Origin of the sequence: Peterkaempfera bronchialis, from assembly GCF_003258605.2 — a bacterium.
Lineage (GTDB): Bacteria > Actinomycetota > Actinomycetes > Streptomycetales > Streptomycetaceae > Peterkaempfera > Peterkaempfera bronchialis.
Window position 1 is genome coordinate 1,961,263 of the sequence record NZ_CP031264.1, and the last position, 14,088, is coordinate 1,975,350.

The following is a 14,088-nucleotide window of genomic DNA, read 5'->3' on the forward strand; positions in this document are numbered from 1 at the left end:
CGGGGTCAGTCGGTGGCGGGGTCAGTCGGTGGCGGGATGGGGGTGTCGGCGGGCGGGGTGGGGGCGGGGTGGCGGGGGACGGGTTCGGTGAGGACGGTGCCGATGCGGTTGCGGCGGCCGGCCGAGGACTCGGCGGTGAGGCGCAGGGCGATGATCGGCAGGGCGTCGTCCTCGGGCAGCGGCACCTCGCAGGAGGCACCCGGGATGGGCACCCGGCCCAGGTGCTTGGCCAGCAGCCCGCCGACGGTCTCCACGTCCTCGTCGACCAGTTCCAGGCCGAAGAGCTCGCCGAGGTCCTCCACCGGCAGCCGGGCGGTGACCCGGTAGCTGCCGTCGCCCAGCTCCTCCACGGGCGGGGTCTCCCGGTCGTACTCGTCGGTGATCTCGCCGACGATCTCCTCCAGGATGTCCTCGATGGTCACCAGGCCGGCGGTGCCGCCGTACTCGTCGATCACGATGGCCACATGGGAGCGCATCTGCTGCATCTCCCGCAGCAGGTCGCCGGCCGGCTTGGAGTCGGGGACGAAGACGGCCGGGCGCATCACCGAGGAGACCGGCTCGGACTCCGCGTCGCGGTTGATGTGGGTGCGGCGGACCAGGTCCTTGAGGTAGACGATGCCGACGACGTCGTCCTCGTTCTCGCCCACCACCGGGATGCGGGAGAAGCCGCTGCGCAGCGCCAGGGTGAGGGTCTGCCGTACGGTCTTGTGCCGCTCGATCAGCACCAGGTCGGTACGCGGCACCATCACCTCGCGGACGATGGTGTCGCCGAGTTCGAAGACGGAGTGCACCATGCGGCGCTCCTCGTCCTCGATCAGCGAATCCTTCTCGGCGAGGTCGACCAGGGCGCGCAGCTCCGCCTCGGAGGCGAAGGGGCCTTCGCGGAAGCCCTTGCCCGGGGTGAGCGCATTGCCGAGCAGGATCAGCAGCCTGGGGATCGGGCCGAGCACCCGGGCCAGCGGCAGCAGCACCACGGACGCCGCGGTGGCCGTGTACAGCGGGTGCTGCCGGCCGATGGTGCGCGGCGAGACCCCGACCATGACGAAGGAGACCAGCACCATCACGCCGATGGCGACCAGCACCGCGACCCAGGTGGAGCGGAAGCCGCGCACACAGACGACGGTGACCAGGACGGCCGCCGCCATCTCGGAGCCGACCCGGATCAGGGTGGCCAGGTTGAGGTAGCGGATGGGGTCGGTGGCCATGGCGAGCAGTCGACCGGAGCCGCGCCGACCGGCGCGGACGGCCTCCTCGGCGCGAAACCGGGAGACCCGGGAGATGCCCGCCTCGGCGCAGGCCGCCAGCCATCCGACGATGACCAGCAGGACCGCGCCGATGACGAACGTCGTCGTATTACCGCCCATGTGCGTCTGTCAGCTCCCGGCCGGCTCAGCGGGTGGTGGGGGCCGGGGAGGGGCCCTCCAGGCCACGGGCGGCGCGCCAGTCGTCCAGGATGCGCTTCTGCAACCCGAACATCTCGCGCTCCTCCTCGGGCTCCTCGTGGTCGTAGCCGAGGACGTGCAGCACGCCGTGCACGGTGAGCAGTTGCAGCTCCTCGTCCATGGAGTGGCCGGCGGTCCCGCCCTGCTTGAGGGCCACCTCGGGGCAGAGCACGATGTCGCCGAGCAGGCCCTGCGGCAGCTCCTCGCCCTCCTTGCCGGGGCGCAGCTCGTCCATCGGGAAGGACATCACATCGGTGGGGCCGGGCTCGTCCATCCACTGGATGTGGAGCTGCTCCATGGCATCGGCGTCCACCAGGATCACCGAGAGTTCGGAGAGCGGGTGGATGCGCATCCGGTCGAGGGCGTAGCGGGCGACGTCGAGCACGGACTGCTCGTCGACCTCCCAGCCGGACTCGTTATTGACGTCGATCGACATGATCGGTTGGGCTCTCGGCTCTCAGCTGTGGTTGCGGCGGGGCTGGCGGGGGGCGCGGCGGCGGTCGGGCGGGTCTCCGGCGTCGTCGCCCGCGTTGCTGCCGGAGGCACCGTTGGGGGCGCCGCCGGGGGTGTCGCCGATCTGGGCGACGTCCCAGCGCTCATAGGCGTCGACGATCCGGCTCACCAGCTTGTGGCGGACCACGTCGGTGCTGGTGAGCAGGGAGAAGTGGATGTCCGGCACATCGCTCAGGATCTCCTGGACGACCTTGAGTCCGCTCCTGGTGCCGCCGGGGAGGTCGATCTGGGTGACGTCTCCGGTGATGACGATCTTGGAGTTGAACCCGAGCCGGGTGAGGAACATCTTCATCTGCTCGGGGTTCGTGTTCTGCGCCTCGTCCAGGATGATGAACGCGTCATTGAGCGTACGGCCTCGCATATAGGCCAGCGGGGCGACCTCGATGGTCCCGGCGGCCATCAGACGCGGGATGGAGTCGGGGTCCATCATGTCGTGCAGCGCGTCGTAGAGCGGGCGCAGATAGGGGTCGATCTTCTCGTAGAGGGTGCCGGGCAGGAAGCCCAGCCGCTCGCCGGCCTCGACCGCGGGGCGGGTGAGGATGATCCGGTTGACCTCCTTGGCCTGAAGGGCCTGGACGGCCTTGGCCATGGCCAGATAGGTCTTGCCGGTACCGGCAGGGCCGATGCCGAAGACCACGGTGTGCTTGTCGATGGCGTCGACATAGCGCTTCTGGTTGAGGGTCTTGGGGCGGATGGTGCGGCCACGGCTGGAGAGGATGTTGGCCGTCAGCACCTGCGACGGGTTCTCCGACGCCTCGGGGTGGGCAGGGTCGACCGCCGCGCTCTTGAGCATGGCGATGGAGCGCTCCACGGAGTCCTCCGTCAGGGGCTGGCCGGTGCGCAGCACCAGCATCATCTCGTTGAACACGCGCTGCACAAGAGCGATCTCGCCCGGGTCTCCGGAGGCGGTCACCTCATTGCCGCGGACGTGGATGTCGGCTCCCGGGAACGCGTTCTCGATCACCCGGAGCAGGGAGTCCGCAGAGCCCAGCACCGTCACCATGGGGTGCTTCTCGGGGATCACAATGCGGGCTCGGGCCGGGCCGCCGCCATCGGCCGCCGGGCTGCCACCGGCGGGACGGGCGCCATTGGGGCGCTGGACGGGGGTACGGGCGTTCGAGGTGCCGCTGTCTGATGTCGCAGTCATGGGTCGGCCGCGCGGGCCTGCCTCATCCCATCCGTAGATCCGATACGCCGCTTCCGGCCTGGCACCCCAAGGGTACGCCGAGGCCCCAAAAGCCGTGCTCCCCTTTTTTGTGGCTCGGCTCGCCTCCGGGCGCCCTGTTGCCGATGCCGACACTCGTCGCTCTGGCACTCGCTCCTTCGTCGCTCGCTTGTCGCTCCTCGCTTTCGGCATCGTCGGCGCCCTTTGGCTCGCTCGCCCTTCCCAGTACAACCGGGGATCACCGTTCCCATCGGCAGGCATCCCCTGGGGTGTCGTGGTCAGCGGCGGGGTGGAAGGTCTATGCGGGCCAGGTCTTCGGCGAGGACGATCTCGCCGTCGAAGTGGCGGCGGGCCTCGGTGAGGTGGGCGTCCAGGTCGGGGTAGCGCTGGGAGAAGTGGGTGAGGACCAGGGTGGTGACCCCGGCTTCGGTGGCGGTGCGGGCCGCCTGGGCGGCGGTGAGGTGGCCGTACTCCTCCGCCAGGGCGGCGTCGGCCTCCAGGAAGGTGGCCTCGATCACCAGCATGTCCACCCCGTCGGCGAGCGCCGCCACTCCCTCGCAGAGCCGGGTGTCCATGACGAAGGCGAAGGACTGGCCGCGCCGGACCTCGCTGACCTCGGCCAGGCCCACGGTGCGGCCGTCCGGCAGGGTCAGGCTGCCCCGGCGCTGGAGTCGGCCGATGTCGGGGCCGGTGATGCCGTACGCCGCCAGCCGCTCGGGGAGGATCCGCCGCCCGTCCGGCTCGACCAGCCGGTAGCCGAATGACTCCACCGGGTGGGAGAGCCGTACCGCCCCGAGTGCGAAGGGGCTGCCCGGGGCCTCCAGCGGACCGGCGGCGGCGATCGGGCGGGGGCGCAGCTCCACCGTCTCGTGGAAGGCGCTGGCGTGCCGCAGCCGCTCGAAGAAGTGCGTGCCGGAGGCGGGGAAGTAGCAGTCCACCGGGTGGGCCACCCGGTCCAGGTTGAGCCGCTGGACGACGCCGGCCAGCCCGAGGCAGTGGTCGCCGTGGAAGTGGGTGACGCAGATGCGGGTGATGCCGGTGGCGGAGACCCCGGCGTAGAGCAGCTGCCGCTGGGTCCCCTCCCCCGGGTCGAAGAGCAGGCCCTCGCCGTCCCACCGCAGCAGGTAGCCGTTGTGGTTGCGGTGCCGGGTGGGCACCTGGCTTGCCGTGCCGAGCACGACGAGTTCGCGGTGGGACAAGGCGGGGGCCCTCTCGGGGGTGGCTCGCGTCAGACCAGGGCGCCGTGCAGGCTGCCCTTGCCGCCGAGGACGTGCACATGGGCGTGGAAGACGGTCTGCCCGGCGCCCTCCCCGGTGTTGAAGATCATCCGGTAGCCGGACTCGGCGATCTTCTCCTGGGCGGCCACCTCGCCGGCCTCGGCCAGCACGGCGGCGGCCTGTACGGGGTCGCCGACCGCCAGCGCCGCAGCGTTGGGGTAGTGGGCCTTGGGCACCACCAGCACATGGGTCGGAGCCTGCGGGTGTATGTCGCGGAAGGCGAGGGTGGTGTCCGTCTCGCGGACCACCTCGGCGGGGATCTCCTTCGCCACGATCCGGCAGAACAGGCAGTCCGCCACCGGGTTGCCGTCGGACATCGGCTTCTCCTCCCAGCACAACGTCAACGTCGGGCCCCGCATGCCACGGGGCGGGCGGGCCGGAACCCGCAGGCAGGAGACTACCGCGCCGCCCGGGGGCGGCCCGGTGGCCGGGGCGGTGGGTCGGCTGCCCGCACCCGCCCCGGCCACAGGGCGCTACAGCTCCGGGAGGGCCGGCGGCTGCTTGGCCGGCTGCTCGGCGAGGGCGGCCAGGGCGATCCGTACGCCCTCCGCCAGCTGCGGGTCCTCGTCGGCGGCCCAGTGGTGCGGGGCCATGACGACCTCGACGTCCGGGTCGATGCCGTGGTTCTCCAGGCCCCAGCCGTAGTTCTCGAACCAGGTGGCGTACTTGGGCTGGGTGACACTGGTGCCGTCCACCAGGTGGTAGCGCCCGTCGATGCCGATCACCCCGCCCCAGGTGCGCACGCCGACCACCGGGCCGATGCCGAGCGCCTGGATGGCGGCGTTGACGATGTCGCCGTCCGACCCGGAGAACTCATTGGCCAGCGCCACCACCGGGCCGCGCGGGGCGTCCGACGGGTACGGCTCGGCGGACCGCATCCCGCGCGCCATGCCCCAGCTGACGATGCGCCGGTGCAGCTTCTCCACCACCAGCTGGGAGGTGTGGCCGCCCCGGTTCTCCCGTACGTCGACGATCACGCCCTCGCGGGCCATCTCCACCCGCAGGTCGCGGTGGAGCTGCGCCCAGCCCGCGCCGACCATGTCGGGTACGTGGAGGTAGCCCAGCCGGCCGTCGGAGAGCCCGTGCACGGCGGCGCGGCGCCCGGCCACCCAGTCGTGGTAGCGCAGCGGTTCCTCGTCGGACAGCGGCACCACCACGACATGGCGGGGTTCGCCGCCGCCCGCCGGGGCGACGGTCAGCTCCACCGGGCGGTCGGCGGTGCCCGCGAGCAGCGGCATGGGACCGGTCACCGGGTCGACCGGGCGGCCGTCGACTGCGGTCAGGGCGTCGCCCGGCCGGATCGCCACGCCGGGGGCGGCCAGCGGGGAGCGGGCCCGGGGTCGGAGGACTCCCCGGGCAGCACCCGGACCACCCGCCAGGCGTCGCCGTCGCGGGCCAGGTCGGCGCCGAGCAGGCCCTGCCGCCGGGCCGCCTCGGTACCGCGGCCCGGCGGGGTGACATAGGCGTGCGAGGTGCCCAGCTCGCCCTGCACCTCCCAGAGCAGGTCGACCAGGTCGTCATGGCTGCCCAGCCGGTCGACCAGCGGGCGGTAGCGGGCGAGCACGCCGTCCCAGTCGATGCCGTTCAGGTCCTCGCGCCAGTAGTTGTCGCGAGCCAGCCGGCCGTTCTCGTCGTACATCTGCCGCCACTCGGCGCCCGGGTCGACGGTGACCCGGATGCGGGAGAGGTCGACGGACAGGTCGTCGTGGGAGTCGCCGCCGGAGACCTTGCGGTCGGCGGGCAGGACGCGCAGCCGCCCGTGGTCGAGCACCGCGATGCGGCTGCCGTCGCCGGAGACGGCGAACGCGTCCAGCCCGTCCAGCAGTTCGTCGTCCTTGAGGTTCTTCAGGTCGTAGCGCTCCAGCACGGGACGCGGCTCGTCGTCGTCGGGCGAGGCCAGGTCGTCGCCGAGCACCCCGGCGAGGGGCAGCCGGGTCCAGAGCACACCGTCCTTGGCGGCGTGCAGGGTGCCGAAGCGACCGCCGGGAACCGGGAAGGGCACGATGCGGTCGGCCAGCCCGTCGAGGTCGACCCGGGTCGTCGGCGCCTGCTCGGCGTCGTCGCCCTTGCCCTTGCCGGACGTACCCGCCTTGCCGCCGTGGTCGCCGTCGCCGTCCGAGTCCCCGCCGAACGGCCTGCCGTGCCGCTGCGGACCGAACGGGGAGGGGGTGTCGGCGGCCAGCGTGATCAGGTACGGCCGGCAGCCGGTCGGGAAGGACAGGTCGAAGACATGCGCGTCATAGACCGGGTCGAAGTTGCGGATCGACAGGAACGCCAGGTGCTTGCCGTCGGCGGTGAAGGCGGGCGAGCTGTCATGGAAGCGGAGCGGCGTCGCATCGCAGACCGCCAGGTCGGTGGTGTTGGCCAGCTTGAGCTGCCGCAGCGGCCAGGGGCCGGGGTGGGACCAGGCCAGCCAGCCGGAGTCGGGCGAGAAGGCCAGGTCGGAGACGTCACCCTCGTCGCTGCGGGTGACCTCCCGTACCTCGCCGGTCTCCACCTCGACCAGCAGCACCCGGCCGTCGTGGGAGGCGACGGCCACCCGGCGGCCGTCGGGGGCGGCGGCCAGCTCCAGCACCCGGCCGAGCCTGCCGCCCGCGACCCTGCGCGGGGTGGCGCCGACGGCACCGGTGGCCGGGGCGAACTCCAGCGCGTCCTCACCGTCCGCGTCGGTCACCCAGACCACGCTCTGGCCGCCCTCGCCGGGCACCACCCGGGCCAGCCGGGCCCGCACACCGGGCTCGGCGGCCAGCGCCCGGACCGGGCCGTCGCGGTGGGTGACCCAGTGCACGGTGCCCCGGACCGTGACGGCGCTGGCGCGGCCGGTGCGGTCCGGGGCGGGCAGGCCCAGGTGGTGCCCGGCAGCGGCCGGGAAGGGCTGCCGGGCGGTACGGGGGCCGCCGAGGACGATCTCCGGGCGGCGCGGTTGGACGCCGTCCGCCAGGGAGTCCAGCAGCCACAGCTCGCCGGCCTCGTGCCAGACGACCCTGGAGCCGTCGGTGGTGGCGTTGCGGGCGTAGAACTCGCCGCCGCTGTGGCGCCGCAGGTCACTGCCGTCGGGCAGGCTGGACCAGAGGCGGGCGACGCCGTCGTGGTCGGAGAGGAAGGCGATGCGGTCGCCGACCCACATCGGGGAGTCGATCTGGGTGTCCAGCCCGGCGTGGACCCGCTGGAACTCCTCGCCGGTACGGCCGATCCAGAGCTTGCCCGCAGTGCCGCCCCGGTAGCGCTTCCAGTGGGCGGGCTCCTTGCCCGCGCCGACCGGACCGGCGGAGAGCAGCAGCACCCGGCCGTCCTCGGCGCCGTCCGGGACCGGCTCGAAGGCCAGCCCGCCGATCGGCCCATACGGCAGCCGGCGCGGCTCGCCGCCGTCCAGCGGGACGGCAAACGCCCAGGTGCGGCGGAGCGTGGACTGGCCGGCGGTGGTGATGGCGATCGGCTCGCCCTCGGGCGTCCAGCCGCGCAGCGCGGTCTTGGCGCTGCCCCAGTGGGTCAGCCGCCGCGCTGGGCCGCCGTCGACCGGGGCGACATGGATCTCGGGGGCGCCGTCGCGGGTGGAGGTCCAGGCGACCTGGCTGCCGTCCGGCGAGAAGCGGGGATGGGCCACAGGGTCCTGGTCCGCGCTGAGGCGCCAGGCACGGCCGCCGTCGACCGGGGCGATCCAGACGTCGTCCTCGGCGACGAAGGTGACCAGCTCGCCGTGGAGGTACGGGTGGCGGAGGTAGGCGCCGGCAGGGTTGGCGGTGGGTCCGGAGTCAGCATCGATCACGTCGGCCACCCTAACCAGGGGGATCAGACACCGGCGAGAGTTTTGTGGCAGCGGCCCTTTTTGTGGCTCGGCTCGCCGCCGGGCGCCCTGTTGCCGATGCCGACACTCTTCGCTCCGGCACTCGCTCCCTTTTCTGAGGCTCGGCTCGCCGCCGGGCGCCCTGTTGCCGATGCCGACACTCGTCGCTCCCGCGCTCGCTCCTTCGTCGCTCGCTTGTCGCTCCTCGCTTTCGGCATCGTCGGCGCCCTTTGGCTCGCTCGCCCTTCCCAGTACACCGGGGATCACCGTCCCGCTGGGGCCGGACAGTCAAGCGGGCAAGCGGCGCTTAACTCCAGCGCCCTGTGCGGCCGAGCAGCAGGGCTCCGGCGGCGACTCCGGCGGTGGAGGTGCGCAGCACCGAGCTGCCAAGCCGGTAGGGCCGGGCGCCGGCCTCGGCGAAGGCTGCCAGTTCGTCCGGGGAGACGCCGCCCTCCGGGCCGACCACCAGGACGATGTCGCCGGTGTCGGGGAGTGCGGCGGTGGCCAGGGGTTCGGCGCCCTCCTCGTGGAGTACGGCGGGCAGCGCGGCGGTGCCGAGCAGCGCCGCGACCTGACGCGTCGTCATCAGCTCGGCCACGTCGGGGAAGCGCAGCCGCCGGGCCTGCTTGCCCGCCTCGCGGGCGGTGGCCCGCCACTTGGCCAGCGCCTTCTGCCCGCGCTCGCCCTTCCACTGGGTGATGCAGCGGGAGGCGGCCCAGGGCACCACCGCGTCCACGCCGACCTCGGTCATGGTCTCCACGGCGAGTTCGCCCCGGTCGCCCTTGGGGAGCGCCTGGACGACGGTGATCCGGGGCCGGGCCTCGGGCTCCTGGCGGACCTCGGCCACCTCGGCGTCCAGGCCGTCCTTGCCGTGCAGCCGCGCCACGGTGCCGTACGCGCCGGTGCCCCGGCCGTCGGTGAGCACGATCGGCTCGCCGACGGTGAGCCGCTTCACGGCGGCGGCATGCCGCCCCTCGGCGCCGTCCAGGCGCACCAGGGCGCCGGGGCCGACGCCGTGCAGGCGGTCGTCGTCGACGACGAAGACGGGGGCGGTCATGGTGACGGGGGTCCTTTTCGGGGGAGCGCTCAGCGGCCGTTGAAGGCGTCCTTGAGCCGGGAGAAGAGCCCCTGCTGGCCGGGTGCGAAGGTGCCGGACGGCCGCTCCTCGCCGCGCAGCTTGGCGAGCCGGCGGACCAGCTCCTCCTGCTCCGGGTCGAGCTTGGTCGGGGTCTGCACCTCGACGTGCACGATCAGGTCACCGCGCCCGCCGCCGCGCAGGTGGGTGATGCCTCGGCCGTGCATCGGGATGGACTGCCCGGACTGGGTGCCCGGCCGGATGTCGACGTCCTCCAGCCCGTCCAGCGTCTCCAGCGGGACCTTGGTGCCGAGCGACGCCGCCGTCATCGGGATGGTGACGGTGCAGTGCAGGTCGTCGCCGCGCCGCTGGAAGACCCGGTGGGCGGTCTCGGCGATCTCCACGTACAGGTCGCCGGCCGGGCCGCCGCCGGGGCCGACCTCGCCCTCGCCGGCCAGCTGGATGCGGGTGCCGTTGTCCACACCGGCCGGGATCTTCACCGTGAGGGTGCGGCGGGCCCGTACCCGGCCGTCGCCCGCGCACTCCGGGCAGGGGGTGGGGACGACGGTGCCGAAGCCCTGGCACTGGGGGCAGGGCCGGGAGGTCATGACCTGGCCCAGGAAGGAGCGGGTGACCTGGGAGACCTCGCCCCGCCCGCGGCACATGTCGCAGGTCTGCGCGGAGGTGCCGGGCGCCGCGCCCTCACCGTTGCAGGTGGTGCAGGTGACGGCGGTGTCGACCTGGATCTCCTTGGTGGTGCCGAATGCGGCCTCCTCCAGGGTGATCTCGATGCGGATCATGGCGTCCTGGCCCCGCCGGGTACGCGACCGCGGCCCCCGCGACCCGGCCGCAGCACCGAAGAAGGCGTCCATGATGTCGGAGAAGCCGAACCCGGCCGCACCGGCGCCGAAGCCGCCCGCGCCGGCACCGCCGCCGCCGTTCGGCGACAGCGGGTCGCCGCCCAGGTCGTAGACCTGGCGCTTGGCCGGGTCGGAGAGCACCTCGTAGGCGGCGTTGATCTCCTTGAAGCGCTCCTGCGTCTTGGGGTCGGGGTTGACGTCGGGGTGCAGTTCGCGAGCCAGACGCCGGAACGCCTTCTTGATCTCGTCCTGACCCGCGTCACGTCGGACGCCCAGTACCGCGTAGTAGTCCGTGGCCACCAATGACTCCGCTTGCTCCGCCTATCGAACTTAAGACTCAGCCAGGATCTGACCGACGTACCGTGCCACCGCGCGTACCGCCCCCATTGTGCCTGGATAGTCCATCCGGGTCGGGCCGATGACGCCCAACTTCGCGACGGACTCGTCGCCCGAACCGTAGCCCACCGAGACGACCGACGTGGAATTCAGGCCCTCGTAGTCGTTCTCATGACCGATCCGGACCGTCATCCCGGGCTCCGCCGTCTCACCGAGGAGTCTCAGCAGCACCACCTGCTCCTCCAGTGCCTCCAGCACCGGCCGGATGGTGAGCGGGAAGTCGTGCCCGAAACGGGTGAGGTTGGCCGTGCCACCGAGCATGATCCGCTCCTCGGTGCGCTCCACCAGCGTCTCGAAGAGCGTGGAGAGGACCGCCGTGACGATCGGCCGGTCGTCCGCCTCGAAGGCGTCCGGCAGGTCCTGGAGCCGCGTGGGCACCTCGGGGAACCGCACCCCGCCGGCGGCGGCGTTGAGCCGCGCCCGCAGATCGGCCAGGACCGTCTCGCCGACCGGGGACGGGGCGTCCACGATCCGCTGCTCCACCCGGCCGGTGTTGGTGATCAGCACCAGCATGATCTTGGTGGGCGCCAGGGCCAGCAGCTCCACGTGCCGCACGCTGGACCGCGAGAGCGACGGGTACTGCACCACGGCGACCTGCCGGGTGAGCTGCGCCAGCAGCCGTACCGTGCGGGCCACCACGTCGTCGAGGTCGACGGCGCTGTCCAGGAAGTGCCGGATGGCCCGCCGCTCCGGCGCGGACAGCGGCTTGACCTCGGCCAGGCGGTCCACGAAGAGCCGGTAGCCCTTGTCGGTGGGCACCCGGCCGGCGCTGGTGTGCGGCTGGTGGATGTAGCCGTCGTCCTCCAGCGCCGCCATGTCGTTGCGCACCGTGGCCGGGGAGACGCCCAGGCTGTGCCGCTCCACGAGGGCCTTGGAGCCGACCGGCTCCTCGGTGCCGACGTAGTCCTGCACGATGGCGCGCAGCACCGCGAGCTTGCGTTCGTCGAGCATGGCACGCACCTCCGGCGTCACGCGTTGCATCAGTACGGGTTCGGTTCCCGGCCCCTGCGGGTCTGGCACTCTGCGCGGGCGAGTGCCAGAACCGTACCTGCCAGTGTAAGGCCCGACTCCCGTGCCCGGAACGGGCCGTCGCCGGAAGCCGCCAGGATCACCTCGCGTGCTGCTGCCGCCGGGGGCCCGACGGTGGCAGCATCGAAGCAGAGGGGCGCACCCGCAGCCGCCCCGGCCGCCGTCGGCGGCACATCTGGAGGAGGCGCCATGGCTGTGTCAGGGCAGCGGACCCGTTTCGCACCCGACCGCGGGCTGACCCGGCGGATGGTCACCACGATGTTCCTCATCGGCCTGGTCTACGTGGGCTTCACCGGCCTGCTGGTCGCCCTGCTGGGGCGGGCCTGGCCGATCGTGGTGGTGATCGCGGTCGTCCTGTTCGTCGTGCAGTTCTGGTTCAGCGACACCATCGCCGAGAAGGCGATGGGCGCCCGGGAGGCGAGCCCCGAGCAGTACCCGCAGCTGCACGGCACGATCGACCGGCTCTGCGCCCTGGCCGACATGCCCAAGCCACGGGTCGCGGTCGCCGTCAACGACATGCCCAATGCCTTCGCCACCGGCCGCAACCCGGAGCGGGCGGTGGTCTGCGTCACCACCGGGCTGCTGCGGCGGTTGGAGCCCGAGGAGTTGGAGGGCGTGCTCGCCCATGAGCTCTCCCATGTCGCCCACCGGGACGTCGCGGTGATGACCATCGCCGGCTTCCTCGGGGTGCTGGCCGGGGCCATCACCCGGATCGGCCTCTGGGGCGGCTTCCGGGGCAGCCGCGACCAGAACATGGCCATCGCGGCGATCGTCATCCCGCTGGTCTCCATCGCCGTGTACGTGCTGAGCCTGCTGCTGACCCGGCTGCTCTCCCGCTACCGCGAGCTGGCCGCCGACCGCGCGGCGGCGCTGCTCACCGGGCGGCCCTCCGAGCTGGCCTCGGCGCTCACCAAGGTCACCGGCCAGATCGCCCGGATCCCCAGCGAGGACCTGCGGCGGGCCCAGCCGTACAACGCCTTCTACTTCGCCCCGGCGCTCAACGCCCGGGAGACCGCCGCACAGCTCTTCTCCACCCACCCCACGCTGGAGAAGCGGCTGGAGCAGCTCGGCCGGATCTCCACCGAGCTGGGCCGCTGAGGTGGGGTTCCTGGAGGCGCTGCTCGGTCGGCGCAAGCCCGTCCGCCCGGACCTGGACCAGCTCTTCGGCCTGCCCTCGGCCGCCATCACCCTGGAGGCGGCGGCCGGCTTCCGGCCGACCGGGCTGGGCTCGGTCTGCTTCGCCGCCGTGGAGGGCGGCGCCTTCGCCGAGGTGGAGCGGCAGGTACGGGCGCTGCTGGACGCCGACACGGCCGACGGCGGGGTGCCGGTGGAGACCAGCCGGGACGGCTACGGCTACTCCTGGCTGCTGGCCCGCCACTCCCCCGACGACCTGCCCGGCCTGGTCAACGACCTGCACGCGGTCAACAGCGAGCTGGAGGCCAATGGCTTCGGCCCGCAGCTGCTCTGCTCCCTGGTCGGCTTCAAGGACGCCGAGGGCCGGTCGCTGGCGCTGGTCTACCTCTACAAGCGGGGCACCTTCTACCCGTTCGCGCCGGTCGCGGGCGGCGGGGAGAAGCGCGACAGCGCACTGGAGCTCCAGGTGAAGGCGATGGTCGGCGACGACCTGCGGGTGGAGCAGGACCTCACCCGCTGGTTCCCGGTGTGGGGCGCCCCGGGGCTCTGACGGCGGCCCCTATCATGCGGGGGATGCGCAGCAGGCAGTACGGACCCGACCTCACCCCGCCGTGGAAGCGGCAGCGGCCCGCCCCGGAGGTCCCGGCCGAACCCGACCTGGTGGTGGAGGAGGCGGCCACCGGCTTCTGCGGCGCCGTGGTGCGGTGCGAGAAGACCGCCGAGGGGTTCACCGTCACCTTGGAGGACCGCTTCGGCAGGCATCGGGTCTTCCCGATGGCGCCGCGCGGCTTTCTGCTGGAGGGCAGGGTCGTCACCCTGGTGCGCCCCACCGCACCCGCCGCGCCCGCCGCGCCCCGCCGCCCTGGGCTGACCGCCTCCGGGTCGATCGCCGTGCCCGGCGCGCGGGCCCGGGTCGCCCGGGAGTCCCGCATCTATGTGGAGGGCCGCCACGACGCCGAGCTGGTGGAGCGGGTCTGGGGCGACGACCTGCGGATCGAGGGCGTGGTGGTGGAGTACCTGGAGGGCGTGGACGACCTGCCCGCCGTGGTGGCCGAGTTCGCCCCGGGCCCCGGCCGGCGGCTGGGCGTGCTGGTGGACCACCTGGTGCCGGGCTCCAAGGAGCAGCGGATCGCCGACCGGGTCGGCGGCGACGGCGTGCTGGTGGTCGGCCACCCGTACATCGACATCTGGCAGGCGGTGAAGCCGTCCAGCGTGTCCATCCCCGGCTGGCCGGAGGTGCCGCGCGGCGAGTCCTGGAAGGAGGGCGTCTGCCGCCGCCTCGGCTGGCCGGTGGACACCCCCGCCGCCTGGCGCCGCATCCTGGCCTCGGTGCACTCCTACCGCGACCTCGACCCGGCGCTGCTGGGCCGGGTCGAGGAGCTGATCGACTTCGTCACCGAGCCGGGCTGACTG

General features: G+C 72.9%; 11 protein-coding genes and 1 pseudogene. 3 read left to right on the forward strand and 9 right to left on the reverse strand.

Translation table 11 applies throughout. The features are described 5' to 3' along the window. Positions 1-5: 5 nt before the first annotated feature. From C7M71_RS08640 to hrcA, 9 genes and pseudogenes are all read right to left on the reverse strand, one after another. On the reverse strand, positions 6-1,364 hold the full coding sequence (locus tag C7M71_RS08640) for a hemolysin family protein (RefSeq protein ID WP_114914262.1): 1,359 nt from the start codon (positions 1,362-1,364) through the stop codon (positions 6-8). Positions 1,365-1,389: 25 nt separating this feature from the next. Further along, entirely contained in the window at positions 1,390-1,878 is a 489-nt protein-coding gene (ybeY, locus tag C7M71_RS08645; protein ID WP_111494559.1) for an rRNA maturation RNase YbeY, read from the reverse strand. Positions 1,879-1,899: 21 nt separating this feature from the next. Further along, positions 1,900-3,102, reverse strand: coding sequence for a PhoH family protein (locus C7M71_RS08650; protein WP_111494561.1), 1,203 nt, complete (start codon positions 3,100-3,102; stop codon positions 1,900-1,902). 296 nt (positions 3,103-3,398) lie between these two features. Then, a complete protein-coding gene (locus C7M71_RS08655) occupies positions 3,399-4,319 on the reverse strand; it encodes a ribonuclease Z (protein WP_111494563.1) in 921 nt (306 codons plus the stop codon). Between the two features lie 29 nt (positions 4,320-4,348). Beyond that, entirely contained in the window at positions 4,349-4,714 is a 366-nt protein-coding gene (locus C7M71_RS08660; protein ID WP_111494565.1) for a histidine triad nucleotide-binding protein, read from the reverse strand. A 156-nt stretch (positions 4,715-4,870) separates the two neighbouring features. Next, positions 4,871-8,088: pseudogene (locus C7M71_RS08665) on the reverse strand (S41 family peptidase). Between the two features lie 400 nt (positions 8,089-8,488). Next, positions 8,489-9,238: a 16S rRNA (uracil(1498)-N(3))-methyltransferase gene (locus C7M71_RS08670; RefSeq protein ID WP_111491124.1), complete on the reverse strand. Its 750-nt coding sequence runs from the start codon at positions 9,236-9,238 to the stop codon at positions 8,489-8,491. A gap of 29 nt (positions 9,239-9,267) precedes the next feature. Continuing rightward, a complete protein-coding gene (gene dnaJ / locus C7M71_RS08675) occupies positions 9,268-10,416 on the reverse strand; it encodes a molecular chaperone DnaJ (protein ID WP_111491125.1) in 1,149 nt (382 codons plus the stop codon). A 30-nt stretch (positions 10,417-10,446) separates the two neighbouring features. Next, a complete protein-coding gene (gene hrcA, locus C7M71_RS08680) occupies positions 10,447-11,463 on the reverse strand; it encodes a heat-inducible transcriptional repressor HrcA (protein ID WP_111491126.1) in 1,017 nt (338 codons plus the stop codon). A gap of 267 nt (positions 11,464-11,730) precedes the next feature. On the opposite strand from hrcA, the gene htpX reads away from it, so the two are divergent. The 3 genes from htpX to C7M71_RS08695 are packed head-to-tail and all read left to right on the forward strand — an operon-like array spanning position 11,731 to position 14,085. Beyond that, positions 11,731-12,639 (forward strand): zinc metalloprotease HtpX, encoded by a 909-nt coding sequence (htpX, locus tag C7M71_RS08685; protein ID WP_111491127.1) that lies wholly within the window; start codon positions 11,731-11,733, stop codon positions 12,637-12,639. A 1-nt stretch (position 12,640) separates the two neighbouring features. Continuing rightward, a complete protein-coding gene (gene pspAB, locus C7M71_RS08690; protein ID WP_111491128.1) occupies positions 12,641-13,225 on the forward strand; it encodes a PspA-associated protein PspAB in 585 nt (194 codons plus the stop codon). 23 nt (positions 13,226-13,248) lie between these two features. Then, positions 13,249-14,085 (forward strand): DUF3097 domain-containing protein, encoded by an 837-nt coding sequence (locus C7M71_RS08695; protein WP_111491138.1) that lies wholly within the window; start codon positions 13,249-13,251, stop codon positions 14,083-14,085. Positions 14,086-14,088: the final 3 nt, after the last annotated feature.

What these genes read in the sequence shown, in the direction of transcription:
- C7M71_RS08640 (WP_114914262.1), bottom strand. Translation starts at nt 1,364, where the DNA reads ATGGGCGGTAATACGACGACGTTCGTCATCGGCGCGGTCCTGCTGGTC.
- ybeY (WP_111494559.1), bottom strand. Translation starts at nt 1,878, where the DNA reads ATGTCGATCGACGTCAATAACGAGTCCGGCTGGGAGGTCGACGAGCAG.
- C7M71_RS08650 (WP_111494561.1), bottom strand. Translation starts at nt 3,102, where the DNA reads ATGACTGCGACATCAGACAGCGGCACCTCGAACGCCCGTACCCCCGTC.
- C7M71_RS08660 (WP_111494565.1), bottom strand. Translation starts at nt 4,714, where the DNA reads ATGTCCGACGGCAACCCGGTGGCGGACTGCCTGTTCTGCCGGATCGTG.
- C7M71_RS08670 (WP_111491124.1), bottom strand. Translation starts at nt 9,238, where the DNA reads ATGACCGCCCCCGTCTTCGTCGTCGACGACGACCGCCTGCACGGCGTC.
- hrcA (WP_111491126.1), bottom strand. Translation starts at nt 11,463, where the DNA reads ATGCTCGACGAACGCAAGCTCGCGGTGCTGCGCGCCATCGTGCAGGAC.
- htpX (WP_111491127.1), top strand. Translation starts at nt 11,731, where the DNA reads ATGGCTGTGTCAGGGCAGCGGACCCGTTTCGCACCCGACCGCGGGCTG.
- C7M71_RS08695 (WP_111491138.1), top strand. Translation starts at nt 13,249, where the DNA reads ATGCGCAGCAGGCAGTACGGACCCGACCTCACCCCGCCGTGGAAGCGG.